The 19638-nt window shown below is 72.0% G+C and carries 16 protein-coding genes and 1 pseudogene; 9 read left to right on the plus strand and 8 right to left on the minus strand.

Annotated elements, in window-relative coordinates:
• Window positions 1–193: 193 nt before the first annotated feature.
• Window positions 194–3364 carry a sacsin N-terminal ATP-binding-like domain-containing protein gene (locus OG223_RS23695; RefSeq protein WP_329252076.1) on the minus strand — a complete coding sequence of 1057 codons (3171 nt, stop codon included), beginning with the start codon at window positions 3362–3364 and terminating at the stop codon, window positions 194–196.
• Window positions 3365–3616: 252 nt separating this feature from the next.
• Complete coding sequence (locus tag OG223_RS23700; RefSeq protein ID WP_329252079.1) at window positions 3617–4288, minus strand: Type 1 glutamine amidotransferase-like domain-containing protein; 672 nt, start codon at window positions 4286–4288, stop codon at window positions 3617–3619.
• A 44-nt stretch (window positions 4289–4332) separates the two neighbouring features.
• Between OG223_RS23700 and OG223_RS23705 the strand changes: the two are divergent.
• Window positions 4333–4701, plus strand: a pseudogene (locus tag OG223_RS23705) (Uma2 family endonuclease); the annotation flags it as partial.
• 16 nt (window positions 4702–4717) lie between these two features.
• Here OG223_RS23705 and OG223_RS23710 read toward each other — a convergent pair.
• Window positions 4718–5644, minus strand: coding sequence for a DUF3027 domain-containing protein (locus OG223_RS23710; protein WP_329252082.1), 927 nt, complete (start codon window positions 5642–5644; stop codon window positions 4718–4720).
• A 377-nt stretch (window positions 5645–6021) separates the two neighbouring features.
• Between OG223_RS23710 and OG223_RS23715 the strand changes: the two genes are divergently transcribed.
• From OG223_RS23715 to OG223_RS23730, 4 genes are all read left to right on the plus strand, one after another.
• Complete coding sequence (locus OG223_RS23715) at window positions 6022–7446, plus strand: MFS transporter (protein ID WP_329252085.1); 1425 nt, start codon at window positions 6022–6024, stop codon at window positions 7444–7446.
• Window positions 7447–7519: 73 nt separating this feature from the next.
• On the plus strand, window positions 7520–7984 hold the full coding sequence (locus OG223_RS23720; RefSeq protein ID WP_200716332.1) for a DUF2771 domain-containing protein: 465 nt from the start codon (window positions 7520–7522) through the stop codon (window positions 7982–7984).
• On the plus strand, window positions 7954–8637 hold the full coding sequence (locus OG223_RS23725; RefSeq protein WP_329252093.1) for a futalosine hydrolase: 684 nt from the start codon (window positions 7954–7956) through the stop codon (window positions 8635–8637). Before OG223_RS23720 ends, OG223_RS23725 begins: the two co-directional genes overlap by 31 nt.
• Entirely contained in the window at window positions 8634–9485 is an 852-nt protein-coding gene (locus tag OG223_RS23730) for a 1,4-dihydroxy-6-naphthoate synthase (RefSeq protein ID WP_329252096.1), read from the plus strand. The genes OG223_RS23725 and OG223_RS23730 overlap by 4 nt, the downstream gene beginning before the upstream one ends.
• Window positions 9486–9646: 161 nt before the next feature.
• On the opposite strand, the gene OG223_RS23735 is transcribed toward OG223_RS23730, so the two are convergent.
• Window positions 9647–10030, minus strand: a complete 384-nt coding sequence (locus OG223_RS23735) for a cold-shock protein (protein ID WP_019057239.1) — start codon at window positions 10028–10030, stop codon at window positions 9647–9649.
• Between the two features lie 151 nt (window positions 10031–10181).
• On the opposite strand from OG223_RS23735, the gene OG223_RS23740 reads away from it, so the two are divergent.
• The gene (locus OG223_RS23740; protein ID WP_307782189.1) at window positions 10182–10430 is read left to right on the plus strand and encodes a hypothetical protein; all 249 of its coding nucleotides are present in this window, start codon (window positions 10182–10184) and stop codon (window positions 10428–10430) included.
• Here OG223_RS23740 and OG223_RS23745 read toward each other — a convergent pair.
• Window positions 10409–11050 (minus strand): HAD family hydrolase, encoded by a 642-nt coding sequence (locus tag OG223_RS23745; protein ID WP_329252104.1) that lies wholly within the window; start codon window positions 11048–11050, stop codon window positions 10409–10411. The genes OG223_RS23740 and OG223_RS23745 overlap by 22 nt on opposite strands.
• A 44-nt stretch (window positions 11051–11094) precedes the next feature.
• Window positions 11095–12099, minus strand: a complete 1005-nt coding sequence (locus OG223_RS23750) for a hypothetical protein (protein WP_329252107.1) — start codon at window positions 12097–12099, stop codon at window positions 11095–11097.
• A 130-nt stretch (window positions 12100–12229) separates the two neighbouring features.
• On the opposite strand from OG223_RS23750, the gene OG223_RS23755 reads away from it, so the two are divergent.
• Complete coding sequence (locus OG223_RS23755) at window positions 12230–14857, plus strand: helicase-associated domain-containing protein (RefSeq protein ID WP_329252110.1); 2628 nt, start codon at window positions 12230–12232, stop codon at window positions 14855–14857.
• 7 nt (window positions 14858–14864) lie between these two features.
• On the opposite strand, the gene OG223_RS23760 is transcribed toward OG223_RS23755, so the two are convergent.
• On the minus strand, window positions 14865–15347 hold the full coding sequence (locus tag OG223_RS23760) for an NUDIX domain-containing protein (protein WP_329252113.1): 483 nt from the start codon (window positions 15345–15347) through the stop codon (window positions 14865–14867).
• A gap of 85 nt (window positions 15348–15432) precedes the next feature.
• Here OG223_RS23760 and OG223_RS23765 point away from each other — a divergent pair, with 85 nt between their 5' ends.
• On the plus strand, window positions 15433–17076 hold the full coding sequence (locus tag OG223_RS23765) for a DNA repair helicase XPB (RefSeq protein ID WP_329252116.1): 1644 nt from the start codon (window positions 15433–15435) through the stop codon (window positions 17074–17076).
• Between the two features lie 30 nt (window positions 17077–17106).
• Here the strand turns inward: OG223_RS23765 and OG223_RS23770 are convergent, their stop codons facing one another.
• Window positions 17107–17292 carry a hypothetical protein gene (locus OG223_RS23770; protein ID WP_329252118.1) on the minus strand — a complete coding sequence of 62 codons (186 nt, stop codon included), beginning with the start codon at window positions 17290–17292 and terminating at the stop codon, window positions 17107–17109.
• A gap of 294 nt (window positions 17293–17586) precedes the next feature.
• Here OG223_RS23770 and OG223_RS23775 point away from each other — a divergent pair, with 294 nt between their 5' ends.
• Window positions 17587–19626 carry a HelD family protein gene (locus tag OG223_RS23775; protein WP_329252121.1) on the plus strand — a complete coding sequence of 680 codons (2040 nt, stop codon included), beginning with the start codon at window positions 17587–17589 and terminating at the stop codon, window positions 19624–19626.
• Window positions 19627–19638: the final 12 nt, after the last annotated feature.

Genomic DNA, 19638 nt, shown 5'->3' on the forward strand with positions numbered 1-19638 from the left:
AAAGGGGGCCCCGGCGCGCTGGTCGTTCCGTACGGCTCGTCGTCGGCGCCGGGGGCCCAAGTGATGGCGGAGCCTGTTGGCTCACGTGATCTGATGCGTGGCGGGTGGTGAGGGTTGTACGCCGAATCAGTTCTTTGTACGAGGATTGCGAACTGATTACTTCACGTCGCACCAGCTCGCCCGCCGGTCGGTCTCAGTCGAACCAGCGGTCCCGTGCCAGCTCCTCGGTCCGGGACGGGTCCTCGAGGAGCGCCGCGACCTCGAAGCGGCGGGGCCACTGGGCCGCCGCCCAGGCGAGGCCTGCGGCCACGCCCTCCAGGGTCGAGGCGTGCAGCACGCCGTCGCGGGTCCGGCGCCAGTCGATCTCCACGCCGTCCACGACCAGTTCGTCGTGTTCGACGTAGGTGGTGGGGGTGAGCGGGCCGAGGAGGACGCGGACGGATTCGGGTACGTCGTGCTCGGTGCCCTCGGAGGTGACCTCGCCGGTGACCGACTCGCTCAGGCGCCGTACCTGGAAGAGTTCGGCCAACTCCGCTGCCCTGGACGGGCGTACGGGGAGGAGCGGGATGCCCGCCGTGAAGGGGAGCAGGTCGGGTGAGTCGACGACCATGGCTTCGGTGGCGTCCACGACGGTGACCTCGCCGTCGACCACCGCGCGCAGGTCGTCCGGGAGAGTCACCTGTTCCGGGTCCAGGTCCGCCAACGCGCTGTAGAGGGCGTGCAGTTGGGCGCCGGTGACCTCGCGGTCCGGGTCGGCGAGGCGGTCGAGGAGTTCTGCGGCTCCGCCGGGCTCGTCGAGGAGCGCGGTGACGGAGGTGCGTACGCCTAGTGCCCGGAGTACCTGTTCGTCGTCGAAGCCGGTCGCGTCCGCCTCGTCGTAGAGGCCGCGCAGGAGTGGGTCGCCGCCTGCTGCCAGGAGGCCCGCCGGGCGGCGGCCGTCGAGTACCGGGTGGCCGCGCAGCCACCATGCGGTGTACGGGCGTACGAGCTCGTGGGTGCCGTCGGGCAGGAGGATGCGGACCTGTTGGGTGATCGCGTCGCGGAGCGGGGGCTGGGCGAGGAGGGCGAGGGCCTGCGGCCAGCGGTCGTCGTCGACGAGGTCCAGGTCGCGGACGGCCACGAGTTCCGTGGCCACGGGGGGTACGGGGGTGTCCGGGAAGCGGTCCAGGACGTCTTCCGACCACACGTCCACGGAGTCCAGCAGGCCGGGGTCGTCCGGTTCCGCGAAGTCGCTGTCGCGGGGCTCCAGTTCGTCCGGGTCGAGGACCACGTCGGTGGCCCGGACGAGGGCGAAGGTGGCGAGGACGCCGCAGGCCGCCAGGGGCTGCTCGCCCCAGCGGTCTGCCAACTCCGCGTCCACGAAGGCCAGTTCGTCCTCGCGCATCACCTGGGCGAACGGGCTGCCGGGGAGGACCAGCTCGCCGGCGGGCGCCAGTTCGCCGTCCTCGTCGGGCAGGGCCAGTGCGCCGAGCCAGGGTTCGTCACCGGGCTGGAGATCTGCGTCCCGGACGAGGGCGAGGACCGTGTCGGCCAACTCCTCCGCGTCGGGGGCCGGTTCGTCCCATACGGCGCCGCCCTCGTCGTCGATGGAGGCGGCCACGGCTGCCCGTACCTGGGGTGTCGTGAGTACGGCACGGGGGGTCGCGGACAGCGCGCCGAGCTTCTCCAGGAGGGGGTGCGCCGCGTCCGGGTGGGCGACCTTGAGGCCGAGCCTGGCGAGGACCTCGGGTTCGACCTGGGCCGAGTCGGGGGTGGGGAGGAGGACTTGGCGGGGGCCGATCGTCGTCCTGCCGTCCGCGAGGGGTACGGGCAGTCCGGAGAGGCGGTCGGGGTCCACGCCCGCGAGGCTGTCGTAGAGGCGCCGCCACCAGGCGGGGTCCTTCTCCAGGCCGGCCAGGCGGTCGACCGCGTCGGTGAGGGGGACGCGGGCCACGCCCAACGTCCGTAGTTCCACGCGGCGTTCGAGGCCGGCGGGGAGGAGGGTGGGGAGGACCTCGGCGAGGACGCGCACGGTGTCGGTGCCCGCGCCCTCGATGACCTCGGCGTCCCGGGGGCGTAGGGCCTCGGGCAACTCCCGCTCGTCGGTGGGGAGTTCGGTGGTGGGGAGGTCGGTGGTGGAGGCCTCGGTGGTGGTGGGGGCGATGGCGGGCGGGAGGAAGGCGGTGCGTGGCAGTCGGTTCAGGATCGCCTGGCGCAGGGTGCCGTCCAGCTCTCCCTTGGCCAGCGGGCCGGGCACGAGGTCGATGATGCCGGTGGTCACCGGGCGCCAGGCGGCGAGGAGTTCGACGTACGCGTCCGCCGCGCGCTCCACGACGTAGTCGGTCAGCGGGCCGGGGGCGGCGTGCCTTCGGGTGGTGTCGAGCGGGAGCGACGCGATGAGGAGTGCGGGGACGCCGAGGGGTTCGTCGCTGGGGGTGGGCGCGTGCACGACGGGGGTGGTGCGGGGGTGGGCGGGGGTGCCGTCGTCGGCGACCGGTACGGCCCAGGTGACGGACCAGTACGGTCGCAGCCGCTCCTCGACGGGGCGGTCGGCGAGCAGTTCCTTGTCGAGCGCGCCGTGTGCGTCGGTCGTACGCCAGCGGGTGGTGCCGTCCCTGCTGTCGTCCACGACCGTGTCCGCGCCGGCCGTGCGGCGGCTGAGGGTGCGGGGGGCGTCGTCGCCCACCTCGATCACGACCTCGACCAGGCCGGGGAGGGCGAGCAGCAGCGCGTCGTCCACCGCGTTGAGGAGGCGCTCGGCGAGGTCCTCGGCGGCGGTGTCGCGGAGCGGGAGGATGACGACCGTGTCGTAGGAGTCGGGGGCGGTGCCCTCGGCGGCGAACGGGAGGCGGAGGACGGGGACTTGGCCGTCGCGGCGGCGGATCTCGGTGCCGAGTCCCGGGCTGTGCCGGGCGGTGTCGTCGGCGAGGGTGCGGGACTCGGCGAGGGACCAGCGGACGCCGCCGTGCCGTCCTACTACGGCGGGTTCGTCGGTCACGGCGACCACGGCGGCGAAGCCGACGCCGAAACGGCCTACCGCGCTGTCGCCCGCGTCGCGCTTCGCGGAGGCGCGGAGGGTGGAGAGGGATTCGACGCCGGTCGCGTCGAGGGGGGCGCCGGTGTTGGCGGCGCAGAGGACGCCGTCGCGGAGGGTGAGGCGGAGGCGGCCGGCCACGCCTGCGCGGGCGGCGGCGTCGGCGGCGTTCTGCGCGAGTTCGACGACCAGTCGGTCCCGGTAGCCGCCGAGGACGAGGTCTTCCTCGGCGTTGGCGTCCTCCCGGAAGCGGGCCGGGCTGGTCGCCCAGGCGTCGAGCACCCCACGCCGCAGACGGGCGGTGCCGAACGGATCGGCACCCTCGGCGGCGGGCCGCACGAACTTACTCACGTACGTTCACTCTCCTCATCGGCGTCGCGATGAAGGTACCGCGCGGAGGGGGGTGGGGGTTGCTGGGCCTTCGCCCTGCGGCTTTTGGGCCGGCGCCCTTCGCCTGCGGCCGGTGGGGGCGTCGGGGTCGTGGCGGTACGACGAGCCCGCCGCAGGTTGCGCCCCTCTGGTGCTGCCACAGTCGAACGCGTGGGGACCAGCTACGCGGCGGGCTCGCCGTACCGCCACGACCCGCTCGCGTACGTCGGCGGCTTACGGCTGGAATCGCCACCGGCCTTCGGAGATGACGTCCGCCGTCTTGTCGTCCGTGACGCGGATGGCTGTGTCGTCGTCGATGAAGTAGATCGGGAAGTCCGCGCGTGCGGTGATGCGGTCGGCCCAGGCGTCGTCGCGTTCGGGGAAGTCCGGCGAGTAGAGGTGGGGCTTGAGGTACCAGTCGAAGAGGCCGAACGGCGGCTCGATGGTCGTCGCGCCGAGGAGGTGGAGGTCGCTGGTGTCCCCGATGACGTCGGCGGAGTGCTCGGTGAGGTTGCGGCTGAAGATCATCGATCCGGCGCTCACGCCCACGTAGACCCGGTTCTCCAGCGCCTTCAGGAAACCGTCGGCCAGGTTGTTGCCGGTGATGCTGCGGGCGAGGTGGTAGTGGTTGCCGCCCTCGACGTAGACGACGTCGGCGTGGAGGAGGCGGTCGAGTACCAACTGGCCGGGCAGGCCGTTCAGTTCGAGGATGTCGAACTCACGCCAGCCGAGGCCGTGCACTCTGTTCATGTCCGCGACCATCCATCCGTGGTCCCCGGGCTCGGCGACGGATGCCGTGGGGATGTAGACGACGTTCGCCGATCCGAACGGCTTGCCCAGCATGTCCCGGAGCGCGTCCCGCAGTGTGTCGTTGCGCAGGCCACTCGCCGTCAACAGAAGATTCATCGGGCGAGCCAAGCACGGGGGACGTGCTCGCGCAACGAACCCCAGCCGAAGGCATCATGCGTCACCCCGATGTGATGGTGATCGCGTGGGCGGACATGGACGTCCCGGGTTCGTTCGACCCGCGCACCCTGATCGCCGCCATCGAAGTGGTATCCCGCTCCAACCCGGACAACGACTGAGTCAGCAAGATGCGCGACTACCCCCTGATCGGGATTCCCACCTACGCCGTCTTCGACCCCCGCACCGGAACCGGAGCCGTCCTCACCGACATCCACGCCACCCCCGACGGCCCCCGCTACGCCACCCGCAAGGACTTCGTCTACGGCGAGGACGTCACCATCGCCGACTGGACGATCCCCACGGACAATCTGCCGCGCTACGGAGACATGGTCACCAGGGAGCCCAGGCCCTGAACCACCCCGCACAACTCTACGAGTGCCCCAACTCCGCCGATTCCTCGTCCGCCCCCACCGAAACGGACCCCGAATCCGCCGAAGGCCGCAGCGGGAACGGGTCCACCATCGTCTCGTCGATCACCGGCGCCGGTGGCTGGGGCGGTTTGGGCATGATCGCTGCTTCCGAGTGGCCGCCGCAGCCGTAGGACAAGGACACGACGTGGCCGTCCGCCGGGGAGAACTCGTTCGCGCAGACCCCGAAGGCCTGGCCCAGGGAGCCGCCGACCGCGACCAGGAAGCCGCAGCTCACGCAGGCCGCGGGGGCCGCCTGGGCCATGGGGGTTTGCGGGCCGAAGCCGTCCTCCCAGCGGTCCGCGGCCACGTGGAGGCCGTAGCGGGAGAGGACTCGGGCCCGGCGGATGCCCAGTTCTTCGGCGACTGCCGCGATCGAGCCTCGGGTGGGGGCCATGGGGAGGGTCGCGGGGGTGCCCGCGGTCACCTCCGCGTCCTCCGCCTCCACCAGTTCCGCCATCTCCTCCGAGACCGCGGAGTTCGGCGGGGGCTCGTCCTCGCCCGTGTAGCCGGGCTCCAGGCGGAGGTCCTCGGCGTCGGTGGGGAGAAGGTCGCCGGGGCCCATGTCGCCGGGGCGGAGGCGTTCGCTCCACGGGACCCATTCGGGGGCCAGGAGGGAGTCCGGGCCCGGCAACAGAACAACCTCGTCCAGCGTCACCAGCTTCGCGCGGGACGCCCTCGCGACCGTCACCGCCCAGCGCCAGCCCCGGTAGCCGAACTCCTTGCACTCGAAGAAGTGCGTGACCACACGGTCGCCCTCGGATTCGAAGCCCGCGTGCTCGCCGACCACGCCGGGCGCGGCGGCCTCCTCGGCTGCGGCACGGGCGAGGTCGACGGCCTCGGCACACAGGCGGTCGGGGGTGCGGCTTCGCGTGGTCGCTGCGCTCACAGGTATCGCTTCTCTCCTACGCCGTCTCACGGGTGCGCCTGGTGTGGCGAAGGGAGCGGACGGAGCGGCTGAAAGACATGTACCAGGCCCTTGGGGGCACTGGTGGAGGGCCGCGTCGACGTCCGCACCCGATCGCGCTCGGGCACGCCTACACCATCCATTCTGCGGGATGGCCGAGAGGCGCGCGGCCGAGAACAATCGCCACGGCGCGCTACGCACGCTACCTTCTCTCGCGCCATGCGCCCACACCGGCGGCCCCCTGGGCGCCGCGCGGCGGTCAAACCGAGACCTGTGCAACGGCGGTGAATCCGCCCCGGCAGGCCGCCATACGTGCGGTAACGGCACTACTCGCGCCATTCTCGGGGCACTATGACGGAGTGGCAGCCGCGAGGTCGCCCCAAGGTGCCACCGGGATCGGTGGGCCGAAGGGGAACATCCGAGGTGGCGGTTCGGGCCGGGTCGGCGGTTCCGTCCGCGCGATGGGTCGTGCCCTGCACTTCCCCGTCACCGGTACCGCACGCGGCATCCGCAAGGCGACCCACGCGCACGGCGCGGGCGAGTCGGGCCTCGGCCGGCTGATCGAGCTGCACGCGGTCAACGGCGCCGGCGATGTCATGATCACCGTCGCCCTCGCGTCGACCGTCTTCTTCTCCGTGCCGACCGATGAGGCGCGGGGGCGGGTCGCCCTGTATCTCGCGATCACGATGGCGCCGTTCACTGTTCTCGCGCCGGTGATCGGGCCCCTTCTCGACAAGCTTCCGCACGGGCGCCGCGCCGCGATGGCCGCCGCGATGCTGGCCCGTGCCCTCCTCGCGCTGATCATCTCCGGCGCGGTCGCCAGCGGCAGCCTGGAGCTGTATCCGGCGGCCCTGGGCGCCCTGGTCGCCTCGAAGGCGTACGGCGTCGTCAGAAGCGCCGTGGTGCCCCGGCTGCTGCCACCCCGTATCTCGCTGGTGAAGGCGAATTCCAGAGTCACCCTCGCCGGGCTGCTCGCCACCGGCGTCGCCGCCCCGATCGCCGGCGGGCTGCACGCCGTCGGCGATCCCTGGCCGCTCTACGGCGCCTTCGTGATCTTCGTGGTGGGTACGGTCCTGTGCTTCTTCCTGGACCCCAAGGTCGACTCCGCCAAGGGCGAGGACACGGCGCTGCTCGCGGCCGACGAGAACCATCTGCACGGCCCGCATCCCAAGGAGGTCAAGCGTCCTGGGCTGCGCACGGTCGGCATCGCCGTCACCCACGCGCTGGGCGCCAACGCGGCCCTGCGCTGGCTCTCCGGCTTCCTGACCTTCTTCCTCGCGTTCCTGCTGCGCGAGCATCCGATGACCGGGCAGAGCGCCGCCGTGTCGCTGGGCATAGTCGCCGTCTCGGCGGGCGTCGGCAACGCGCTCGGTACGGCCGTGGGGTCCTGGCTGCGGCAGCGGGCGCCGGAACTCATCATCGTGACGGTGATGGCGGTCGTGCTGGGCGCGGCGATCACGGCGGCGATCTTCTTCGGCGCGGCCCTGGTGGCATGCCTGGCGGCCGCCGCCGGGTTCTGCCAGGCACTCGCCAAGCTGTCCCTGGACGCGCTGATCCAGCGGGACGTGCCCGAGCTGGTGCGCACCTCGGCGTTCGCGCGCTCGGAGACGATGCTCCAGATGGCCTGGGTGCTGGGCGGCGCGATCGGCATCGTGATGCCCCTGAACGGCTCGCTCGGCTTCACGCTGGCCGCCGCGGTGATCGCCCTGGGCTGGCTGACCACCCTGCGCGGCCTGCTCGCCTCGGCCCGGCAGGGCGGCAGCGGGCGCCCGCGAGTGGCCTAACCCGCACCCCCCGGCCCGGCACGTCGCACCCCACGTGGGGGGAGGACTGGACGGGCCCGATAGCCTTCGCCCCATGACCATGCAATCCGCTGTGCGACGCCGCCGCGCCGTCGCCGCCGCCGGCGCCGTTTCCGCCGGACTGCTCGTCCTGTCGGCGTGCGACAAGCCGACGCCGATCTCGACGATCACCGTCGGGAGGAACTCGGTCCACACCGAGGCCACCTGCTACAACGACGGCGACGCGGTGAAGACCGCGGACCTGGCGAAGTGCCTGAAGGCCTCCACGTCGATCTCGGTCGACCCGGACGAGACCGTGCGTTTCGGTGTCGACCCGAAGATCGCCGACAACGGCTGGACGATCCTGATGAACGGTCAGCCGCTGACCGACTCCAGCAAGAAGACGTACCGCACGATCCCCGGCAGCGTGTTCTTCAACACCCAGTACGGCGCGACCGGCAACTCGACCGTCGTCTCCATCAAGGAGGGCGACAAGACGGTCAAGGGCCTGTGGTCCTTCAAGTTCAAGAAGGACTCCTGACCACGTCGTCCGTACGGATCCTCGTCGCCACCGCCGTCCCGGCCGAACGGGACGCGGTGGCACGGGCGTTCACCAACAGCGACCGGGTTGACGTCATCGCCGTCGGGGTGGGGCCGGCCGCCGCTGCCGCCGCCACCGCCACGGCTCTCGCCCGTACCCCTTACGCCCTCGTCGTCTCCGCCGGGATCGCCGGTGGCTTCCAGCCCGAGGCGCCCGTCGGGTCCCTCGTGATCGCCGACGAGATCACCGCGGCCGACCTGGGCGCCGAGACCGCCGACGGGTTCGTGCCGGTCACCGAACTCGGCTTCGGCACCGTCACCCACCGTCCGCCGAATGCACTCGTACGAGACCTCGCGGCCGCGGCCGGCGCGCGCACCGGAGCCGTGCTCACCGTCTCCACGGTGACCGGAACGGCCGCCCGCGCCACGGAACTTCGCGCCCGCCACCCCCGGGCCCTCGCCGAGGCGATGGAGGGCTTCGGCGTCGCCGAGGCCGCCGCCGCGCACGGCATCCCCGTCCTGGAACTGCGCGCGGTCTCCAACCCCGTCGGCCCGCGCGACCGCGCCGCCTGGCGCATCGGCGACGCGCTCGCGGCCCTGACCGAGGGATTCGGGAAGTGCGCGCCCGTACTGGAGAGTTGGGAACAGGTATGACCGCTTCGACCGAGCCTTTGCAGATCGCCTACTCCCCCTGCCCCAACGACACCTTCGTCTTCGACGCGTGGGCGCACGGGCGGGTGCCGGGCGCGCCCGCGCTGGACGTGACCTTCGCGGACATCGACATCACCAACGGCATGGCCGAGCGCGGTGAGTTGGACGTGCTGAAGGTGTCGTACGCCGTGCTGCCGTACGTTCTCGACGAGTACGCGCTGCTGCCCTGCGGGGGTGCGCTGGGGCGGGGGTGCGGGCCGCTGGTCCTCACCCGGGGGCCGGGAGATCTGACGGGGCGTACGGTCGCGGTGCCGAGCGAGCGGTCGACCGCGTATCTGCTGTTCCGGCTCTGGGCTGCGGACACGATTCCGGGCGGGGTGGGCGAGATCGTCGTCATGCCGTTCCACGAGATCATGCCGGCCGTGCGGGACGGGAAGGTCGACGCGGGGCTCGTCATCCACGAGGCGCGCTTCACGTACCAGAACTACGGCCTGCACAAGCTCGCGGACATGGGCGAGCACTGGGAGGCCACGACCGGTCTGCCGATCCCGCTGGGCGCGATCATCGCCAAACGGTCCCTGGGCGGCGAGCGGTTGAACCTGCTCGCCGACTCGATCCGCACGTCCGTCCGCGCCGCCTGGGACGACCCCGAGGCCTCCCGCCCGTACGTCATGGAACACGCCCAGGAGATGGACCCGTCCGTCGCCGACCAGCACATCGGCCTGTACGTCAACGAGTTCACGGCGGAGCTCGGTGAGGACGGGTATGCGGCGGTCCGGGGGTTGTTGACGCGCGCGGCGGCGGAGGGACTCGTGCCGGCACTTGGACCGGACGCGCTTACGTTCCCCTGAACCCGTGGCGCCGTCCCTGGGGGCTGCGCCCCAGACCCTCATCGGCCCTGAAGGGGCCTCGCCACCACGGTCCACGGGCCGAGAGGCTGGTGTCGTGCCCCTCGGCCCGGACTCGCTCGAACTGCCCTGGATCCTGAAGCTCCGCTGAATCTCCCGGACTTCTACACGTCCAACTGGTCGGCGACCGCCCGCAGCAGGCCCGCGATCTTCGCGCCCGCGGGCTTGTCGGGATAGCGGCCGCGTTCCAGCATGGGCGTGATGTTCTCCAGGAGGGTCGTCAAGTCCTGGACGATGGAGGCCAGTTCGTCCGGCTTCTTGCGTTGGGCCGCCGCGACCGACGGGGTCGGGTCGAGCAGGGTCACCGAGAGGGCCTGGTCGCCGCGCTGACCGGCGACGACCCCGAACTCCACGCGCTGTCCGGGCTTCAGGGCATCAACTCCGGCGGGCAGAACCGAGGAATGGACGAAGACGTCACCGCCGTCGTCACGGGAGAGAAAGCCGAAGCCCTTCTCGCTGTTGAACCACTTGACCTTGCCGGTAGGCACGTCTGTCCTCGTCCTCGTACTCGTCGGAAAACTGCTTCGGATAGCAGACCGGCGGGTCGTCGGGACCCGCCGGTACCAAGGCTAATGGTCTTCAGGCCGGTGACAAGACGTCGCCCGCCTGTTCCTTCGCGCTGGGAACTACCCTGGTCCGGTGCGTGACAAAACCCAAACGAATTCCGCCGCGGCCGGTGACCGACTGATCCGTGCCGGTGCCATCGTCTTTTTCCTGGGTGCGGTGGCCACACTCGTCACCGTGGTACCGCTGTTGCTCCACACGACGCCTTTTCCGACGTACATGTACCTCTTGAGCATGCTCATGGGCGTCGGATTCCTGCTCGCCGCAGCGGGGGTGCTCCAGTCGGTCGCCGCGGGCCGCCGTCAGGCGCGTGCGACGAGGTAGTCCGAAAGCCAGCGCGGGAACTCGGTGAGGTCGCCGAGGACGACGTCCGCGCCGGCCGCGCGCAGTTCGTCGGCGTCGCACGGGCCGGTCGCCACCGCGACCGACATGGCCTCGGCGACGCGGGCTCCGCGCACGTCGCCGACGTGGTCGCCGACGTAGACGCTCGCGCCCTCCTCGCGCAGCGCCTCCGCCTTCTGCTCGGCCCACAGGTCGCCGATCACGGCGTCGGCGTCGATGCCGAGATGGGCGAGGTGCAGCTTCGCGTTGGGCTGGTACTTCGCGGTCACCACGACCGCCCGCCCGCCGGCCGCCCGTACGGCCTCGATCGCCTCGGGGGCGCCGGGCATCGCGAGGGTCGCGGCGATGGCGAACGACGGGTACATCTCGCGGTACAGGTCCGCCACCGCGGGCACCTCGTCCGCCGGGAACCAGTTGATCAACTCGTCCGCGAGCGGCGGCCCGAGCCGGCTGATCGCGAGATCGGCGTCGATGTACGTCCCCGTCCGCTCCGCCAGCGCCAGCATGGCGGCGTGGATACCGGGCCGGGAGTCGATGAGGGTCATGTCGAGGTCGAAGCCGACGGTCGGGCCGGGCACGGAGTAAGAAGTCATATGGGCCATTGTGCCCAGTCGCTACGACAATCCCACCGGGCCCATCGACTGCTCTACCGCTGTCTCTGTGATCGCCACACCAGGTACAGGGCCGACGCCACCGCCGCGCCCCGCACCACCCACGGCCAGGTCTCGGAGATCGCGTCGTTCATGTGGCCCTGCGCGATGGGCGTGCCCCAGCGGCCGGTGTTCCTGCCCCACAGCCAGACGACGCCGGCCGCGACGGCCGCCGTCGGCAGGCCGATCACCGCCGCCTTGGTCTCGGCGTCGGTCAGCCGCCGGGAGGCGTACGCGATGAGCCAACCGAGCAGCAGCGCGAACCAGTTGCCGAGTACGGCGCCCCCGACGAGCAGCGCGGCGGCGATCAGCAGCAGGGGGTTGGACCAGCGTCCGACGGGGAGGCGGGGGCGGGGGACCATACGGCGTCGGCGGGCCGGGACGTGCGGTGCCTGCTCGATCACCGGTGCGGTCGCCGGCTCCGGTTCCTTCGCCGGCTCCTTCAGGGGATCCTTCGGGGGCTCCTTCGGCGGCGGGGGCTTGAGCAGTTCCGGGATCTCGATCCCGCCGGTGAACCCGGGCACGCTGTCGCCGAGCGCGAAGCCGTTGCCCTCCCCTCGCCACCAGTCGGGCTGCACGACGCTGCCGCCGAGCTCGGACGCGCTCGCGAGGTGCGGTGCGGAGGCGGAGTTGTCGGGCTCGGGCGCGGGTGCGGCCCGGGTGGGGCGCGGACGCGGCAGCGGTACGACCCGGCGCAGGCCCTTCGGCCGTAGATCGTCCTCGTGGTCCCGTTGTACGGGGACGGAGGTGGCCGGTGCCCGGGGGACGCCGGCGCCGGTGCCGGCCGCGGCGACGACCTCGTCCGGGGTGCCGAGCCCCTTGAGGATGCGCTGGACGGCGGCCGGTGTGTCGACGGTGGACCCGGCCCGCCGTCGGTCGATCTCGTTGCGCAGCTCGGACACGAGCCGCATCCGCGTGACCGAGGGCAACTGCCGCTGCTGCGCGACGTCGCCGACGCGGCTCAGATACTCGTAGACGACCTGGTCGCTCTCGATACCCACGAAGTCCCCTCAGGGGCGGGTGCGTTGGATACCCCTCGGTGACAGACGTTACCGCCAGCAGGCCCGATGCCGGGAACCTCACGTCCTGCGCGCTCCCCCACCGTCACCCCCACCCGCTACCGTGGGTCGGATGAGCACCTCGGCCACGCCGCCCCGTTCGCTCGCGGAGGCACTTCGAAGCAGGGACGACGCGTCCCTGGCCGCGCTGCTGCGCAGCCGTCCCGACCTCATCACGCCCGTTCCCACCGACCTCACCCAGCTCGCGACCCGGGCCGGTACGCGCGGGTCGGTCGTGCGGGCGCTGGAGCGGCTGGACCGGTTCGCGCTGCAGACGGCGGAGGCGCTGGCCGTGGCGGCGGACCCGGCGCCGTACGACGCGCTGCTCGGGCTCATGGCGGGCGACGCGCGCGACGCGGCCGTCACGCACGCCCTGCCGCGCGCCCTCGCGACCCTGCGCGAGCAGGCGCTGGTGTGGGGTGCGGACGACCGGCTGCGGCTGGTGCGGACGGCGCGTGAGCTGCTGGCGCCGTCGCCGCAGCATCCGTCGCCGACCGGGCTCGGGCCCACGGTCGCGGAGGCCACGGCGGGTATGTCGCCGGGCCGTATCCAGGAGATCGTGACGGCCGCCGGGCTGCCCTCCACCCATGACTCGGTGTCCGCGGTGGCCGCGCTCACCAAGCTGTTCACGGCCCGGAGGCGGATGAAGGCGCTGCTCGCCGGGGCCCCCGAGGAGTCTCTGGAGGTGCTGAACCGGCTGGTCTGGGGGCCGCCCTACGGGCAGGTGACCGCCGATCCGGCGGCCCGGCTGCGCTGGCTCATCGACCGGGGCCTGCTGCTGCCGACCGCGCCCGGCACGGTCGTACTCCCCCGCGAAGTGGCCCTGCATCTGCGGGCCGGGCGCGCGCACCGCGCGACGGAGCCGGTGGCGCCGCCGGTCGAGGCGAAGGCCACGCACCGTCCACAGGTTGTGGACACTACGGCGGCCGGGCAGGCGTACACCGCGCTGGCGGCCGTCGAGGAGTTGATGAAGGACTGGGACGAGGGCGGGCCGACGGTGATGCGGGCCGGCGGCCTCAGCGTCCGCGATCTGAAGCGGACCGCCGTCGCACTGGACGTGGCGGAGCCGGTCGCCGCCTTCTGGGTCGAACTGGCTTATGCGGCAGGCCTGTTGGCGTCCGACGGCGAGGCGGACGAGCGGTACGCGGCGACCCCGGCCCTCGACGAGTGGCTGGAGCAGCCCGCCGCGCAGCGCTGGGCCCGGCTCGCGGAGGCGTGGCTGACGGCGACGCGGACGTCGGGGCTGGTGGGCGGGCGGGACGGGAAGGACCGGACGCTGTCGGCGCTGGGCCCCGGTCTGGACCGCTCGGCCGCTCCGGAGGTACGGCACCGGGTGCTCGGGCTGCTCGCCGGGTTGCCCGAGGGGGCCTCGCCGTCGGTGGAGTCGGTGCTGGCGCGGTTGCGGTGGGAGCGGCCGGTGCGGGGGGCGGGGGGTGCGTCGGCGGTGGCCCAAGGGGGCACGCCGGGGAGTCCTCAGGAGGGCGACGATCTGCGCAGTCGGCTTGCCCGGTGGACGTTGGGCGAGGCCGAGATGTTGGGGGTGACCGGGCGGGGGGCTCTGTCGGCGCAGGGGCGGGCGTTGCTGGGGAGCAGGGGGGCGGCGGCGACCGGCCACGCCGATCCCGCGTCTGCCACTGGATCCGGGTCCGGGGCCGCTACTTCCGCCGGTTCTCGTGCCGCGGCTCCCTCCGGCCCCGGCGACAAGCTTCCCGTCCATCACCACCGCACGCCCGCTCCCCCCGAGCCGCTCTCCCCCGCCGAACAGGCCACGGCGAGTGCCGCCGCCGCCCGGCTCCTCGCGCCGTTGCTGCCCGAGCCCTTGGACCACGTGCTGCTCCAGGCGGATCTGACGGCGGTGGCGCCGGGGCCGTTGGAACGGCCGTTGGCGGACATGCTGGACGTGCTCGCGGACGTGGAGTCGAAGGGCGGGGCGACGGTCTACCGCTTCACGCCGGGCTCGGTGCGCCGCGCGCTGGACGCGGGCCGTTCCGCCTCCGACCTGCACGACTTCCTCACCGCGCACTCCCGTACGCCGGTCCCGCAGCCCCTCGCCTACCTGATCGACGACGTGGCCCGCAGGCACGGCCATCTGCGGATCGGTACGGCCTCGGCGTATGTGCGCTGCGACGACGACTCGGTGCTCAGCGAGATCCTCGCGGACAAGCGGTCGGCGGGCCTGCGACTGCGCCGCCTCGCGCCGACCGTGCTGGCGGCGCAGGCCGACCCGGCGGCGCTCCTCGACGGGCTGCGCGCGATGGGCTTCGCGCCGGCCGCCGAGTCCGCGGAGGGCGATGTCGTCATCACCCGCGCCCACGCCCACCGCACCCCGCCCCGCACGGCCCCGGAACCGGTGCCGGACGGCCCGCCGACCCCGGACACGACCCTCCTGTCGGCGGCGATCCGCGCGATCAGGGCGGGCGACCGCGCCTCCACGACGCCCCTCAAGACGACGCCTTCGCCGGCCGGCGAACTCCCCCGCACCAGTTCCGCCGAGACCCTCGCCACCATGCAGGCCGCCGTCCTCACCGGCGACACCGTCTGGATCGGCTACGTCAACGCCGAGGGCTCCGCGAGCCAGCGCGTGATCGCCCCGATGCGGGTGGAGGGCGGCTTCGTCACGGCGTACGACCACACGGCGGACGAGGTACGGACGTATCCGCTGCACCGGGTGACGGGGGTCGCCGAGCTGGCGGAGGGGTAGGCACCGGTCAGTTCAGATAGCGGTCCAGCGCCTCCGCCGCGTCCGCCACGAATGTCGGGCGCCGGGCCATCTCCCGCAGCTCGCCCTCCGTGACCCACGCGTGCCAGGCGATCTCGGCCGGGTCGGGGGCTATCTCCGTGTGGACGACGGCTTCGTGGACGCCGAGCCAGTACGGGCTGATCACGCCCCGGCACAGGAACTTGAAGGCGAACCGCACCGGCACCCGCACCCCGAGTTCCTCGGCGAGTTCACGGGCCGCCGCCTCCTCGTAGGACTCCCCGACCTCCGCGGCGCCGCCGACCAGGAAGTTGTACTGCCCCGGGAACCTGGACATGTCCGCCGCCCGCCGGTGCACCAGGACGCGGCCCTCGCCGTCCCGGCAGACGGTCGTGGCGACGCGGTGCATCCAGTGGTTGGCGATGGCCTCACCCCGGTCCACCGTCCCGAGCACCCGGTCCTGTTCGTCGACCCGCTCCACAAGCTCTCCCATGGGCTCAGCCTCGCAGAGCCCGCCGTGATCATCGGCCGGTAGTGCACACTTGACGTTTGGCCGTGCGGAAGGGATGTGTACGTACGTGAATGGCCCCCTCATCGTCCAGTCCGACAAGACCCTGCTCCTCGAGGTCGATCACGAGCGAGCCGACGAGTGCCGGCGCGCCATCGCGCCGTTCGCCGAGCTGGAGCGGGCGCCCGAGCACATCCACACATATCGGGTGACCCCGCTGGGACTGTGGAACGCGCGGGCCGCCGGGCACGACGCCGAGCAGGTCGTGGACGCGCTCGTGGAGTACAGCCGGTATCCCGTGCCGCACGCGCTGCTCGTGGACATCGCCGAGACCATGGACCGGTACGGCAGGCTCACGCTCTCCAAGCACCCCGCGCACGGGCTCGTCCTCACCACCACCGACCGGCCCGTGCTGGAGGAGATCCTGCGCTCGAAGCGGGTCGCCCCGCTGGTCGGCAACCGGCTCGACCCCGACACCGTGGCCGTACACCCCTCCGAGCGCGGCCAGATCAAGCAGGTGCTGCTGAAGCTGGGCTGGCCGGCCGAGGACCTCGCCGGGTACGTCGACGGCGAGGCGCACCCGATCGAGCTGGACGAGAACGGGTGGGCGCTGCGGCCCTACCAGAAGCAGGCCGTGGAGAACTTCTGGCACGGCGGCAGTGGTGTCGTCGTGCTGCCGTGCGGTGCCGGGAAGACCCTCGTCGGCGCCGGCGCCATGGCGCAGGCCAAGTCGACCACGCTCATCCTCGTCACCAACACCGTCTCCGCCCGGCAGTGGAAGCACGAGCTGATCAAGCGGACCTCGCTGACGGAGGAGGAGATCGGCGAGTACAGCGGGACGCGCAAGGAGATCCGGCCCGTCACCATCGCCACGTACCAGGTGCTGACGACCCGGCGGAAGGGGATCTACCCCCACCTGGAGCTCTTCGACTCCCGTGACTGGGGGCTCATCCTCTACGACGAGGTGCATCTGCTGCCCGCGCCCGTCTTCAAGTTCACCGCCGACCTCCAGGCGCGGCGGCGGCTCGGGCTGACCGCGACGCTGGTGCGCGAGGACGGCCGGGAGTCGGACGTGTTCTCCCTCATCGGGCCGAAGCGGTTCGACGCGCCCTGGAAGGAGATCGAGGCGCAGGGCTACATCGCGCCCGCCGACTGTGTCGAGGTCCGGGTCAATCTCACGGAGTCCGAGCGGCTCGCGTACGCCACCGCCGAGGCCGAGGAGAAGTACCGCTTCTGTGCGACCACCGCGACGAAGCGGAAGGTCACGGAGGCGATCGTGCGGCGCTTCGCCGGTCAGCAGATCCTCGTCATCGGGCAGTACATCGACCAACTCGACGAACTGGGCGAGCACTTGAACGCCCCGGTGATCAAGGGCGAGACCTCCAACGCCCAGCGGGAGAAGCTCTTCGGCGCCTTCCGCGAGGGGGAGATCAGCGTCCTCGTCGTGTCCAAGGTCGCCAACTTCTCCATCGATCTGCCGGAGGCGACCGTCGCCATCCAGGTGTCCGGCACGTTCGGCTCACGCCAGGAGGAGGCCCAGCGGCTCGGGCGGGTGCTGCGGCCGAAGGCCGACGGTCACCAGGCCCACTTCTACTCCGTCGTCGCCCGGGACACGATCGACCAGGACTTCGCGGCCCACCGCCAGCGCTTCCTGGCGGAACAGGGGTATGCGTACCGGATCATGGACGCGGACGAGATCCTCGCGGAGAACTGAGGCCCGGGGCGGCCGTGAGTGATCGCGGGATCACTTACGGCGTATGCCCGCTTCCTCGCCGTACTCGCCGAGGACGACCACGCTGAACGCGGCGCCCGCGAAGACTTTTATGGCGCGGAGGGCGTCGCCGAGTCGGTGGTGGTGGCTGCCGGTGGCCGGTGTCGCGCCGGTCGGCCGGACGGGGGCGGGGGTGGGGTGAAGCGTTGCTGCGCTCATGACTCCATGGTGCGTCTTGGGACATAAGGTCGGCATCGGTCCAGAGAGCCAACCTGCGGGTTCCCCGTGTACGCCTCCGGGCGGACCCGTTCCCCTCCTTGGTGGAGGGGTCGTCCCCTAGGGGACACGTGCGCCGGGCGTCAACGCGGCCGTAAAACCATTCGCGTCCGCCAGTTGCCCTCACCTAGAATCTCCGCTCTTGCCCGCCTCCCCGCAGGGAGTGCCGCCGCCCGGACGGAAACCGGTCGGCACCACCCACCCAGCAGCCACAGCAGGTCCTCCGGAGGCACCCCCTTGTCCACGCCCACCGACGACCCCCTCTCCCGCGAACGCTCCCACCTCGCCTCCTCCCGTTCCGCGCTGCGCGCCATGCGCGAGGACGTCGAATCGCTCGACATCAAGGACGTCACGGCGAACTGGGTCAACGCCGAGGTCCTCGCCCGCCAGATCGACGACCGCATCAAGGCGCTGGCCGACCTGAGCGACACCCCGCTCTTCTTCGGGCGGCTGAACTACCTGCACGCACCCGGCGCCGAGCAGGCCGAGGGCGCGGAGGGCGAGCAGTTCTACATCGGGCGCCGGCATGTGCACGACGGTGACGGCGACCCGATGGTCATCGACTGGCGTGCGCCGGTCTCGCAGCCGTTCTACCGGGCGTCCAAGAAGGACCCGCTGGACGTCTCGCTGCGCCGCCGCTTCGGTTACACGGGCGGCGACCTCACGGCGTACGAGGACGAACACCTGATGGACCCGGCCGAGGCCGCCGCCACCAGCAAACTGCTCCAGCAGGAGATCGAGCGGCCCCGCGTCGGTCCGATGCGCGACATCGTCGCCACCATCCAGCCCGAGCAGGACGAGATCGTACGGTCCGGTCTCGGCGGGACGGTCTGTGTGCAGGGTGGTCCCGGCACCGGGAAGACCGCCGTCGGTCTGCACCGGGTCGCCTATCTTCTCTACGCCCACCGGGAACGGCTCGCCCGCACCGGCACCCTCGTCATCGGGCCGAACAAGTCCTTCCTGCACTACATCGAGCAAGTCCTGCCCGCGCTGGGCGAGTTGACGGTCCGCCAAGGCACGGTGGACGACCTGGTCGCGCACGTCGAGGTACAGGGCACGGACGAGGCACCGGCCGCCGTCATCAAGGGCGACGCGCGGATGGCGGAGGTCCTCAGGAAGGCCATCTACGCGCACGTCACCCTGCCCACCGAGCCGGTGATGGTGGTGCGCGGCTCACGCCGCTGGCGGGTCCCGGCGTACGAACTCGAAGCCATCGTGCGGGAGTTGCTCGACCGCGACATCCGCTACGGCGCCGCCCGCGAGGCGCTTCCGCAGCGCATCGCGCATGTCGTGCTGGTGCAGATGGAGCGGTCCGGGGAGGCGCCGGACGACCGGGTGCAGGACGCCGTGGCCCGCAACGCGGCGGTGAAGGCGGCCGTCAAGGCGGTGTGGCCGCCGGTCGAGCCCGCGAAGCTCGTGCTGCGGCTGCTCACCGACGCCGGCTTCCTCGCCGAGCACGCGGCCGGGATCCTCGACGAGGACGAGCAGAAGACGATCCTCTGGGCGAAGGCGGTGCGGAGTGTGAAGGCCGCCAAGTGGTCTGCCGCCGATGCCGTGTTGATCGACGAGGCGACCGACCTCGTGCAGCGGACGCACTCGCTCGGGCATGTCGTGCTCGACGAGGCGCAGGACCTCTCCCCGATGCAGTACCGGGCCGTGGGCCGCCGCTGCACCACCGGTTCCGCGACCGTCCTCGGCGACCTGGCGCAGGGCACCACGCCCTGGGCGACGCGGAGTTGGGACGAGGCACTGGCCCACCTCGGCAAATCGGAGGGTGTGATCGAGGAGTTGACGGCCGGTTTCCGCGTACCGACGGACGTCATCACGTACGCCTCCCGGCTCCTCCCGCACATCGCGCCGGGGCTGACCCCGGTCGCGTCCGTCCGTGAGAACCCGGGCTTCTTCGACCTCCGCGCCATCACCGGTACGGCCGAAGTGGTCGCCGCCTGCGAGGAGTTGCTGCGCAACGAGGGGTCGACGGGCCTGATCGCGGCCGACGCCCGCATCCCCGAACTGGCGGAGGCGCTCACGGCGGCGGGCATCGGCTACATCGACCCGGGTGAGGAGACGACCGTGGACACCCGTCTGACCCTCGTCCCGGCGTCGCTCGCGAAGGGCCTGGAGTACGACTACGTGGTCCTCGACGAGCCGCAGGCCGTGGTCGACGGCGAACCGGACGAACGCACCGGCCTGCGCCGCCTGTACGTGGCTCTGACCCGAGCGGTGTCGGGTCTGATCGTCACGCACGCGGCGCCGCTGCCGCCTCAACTCGCCTGAGCGGAGAGGGTG

Source organism: Streptomyces sp. NBC_01478, assembly GCF_036227225.1.
Taxonomy (GTDB): Bacteria; Actinomycetota; Actinomycetes; order Streptomycetales; family Streptomycetaceae; genus Streptomyces.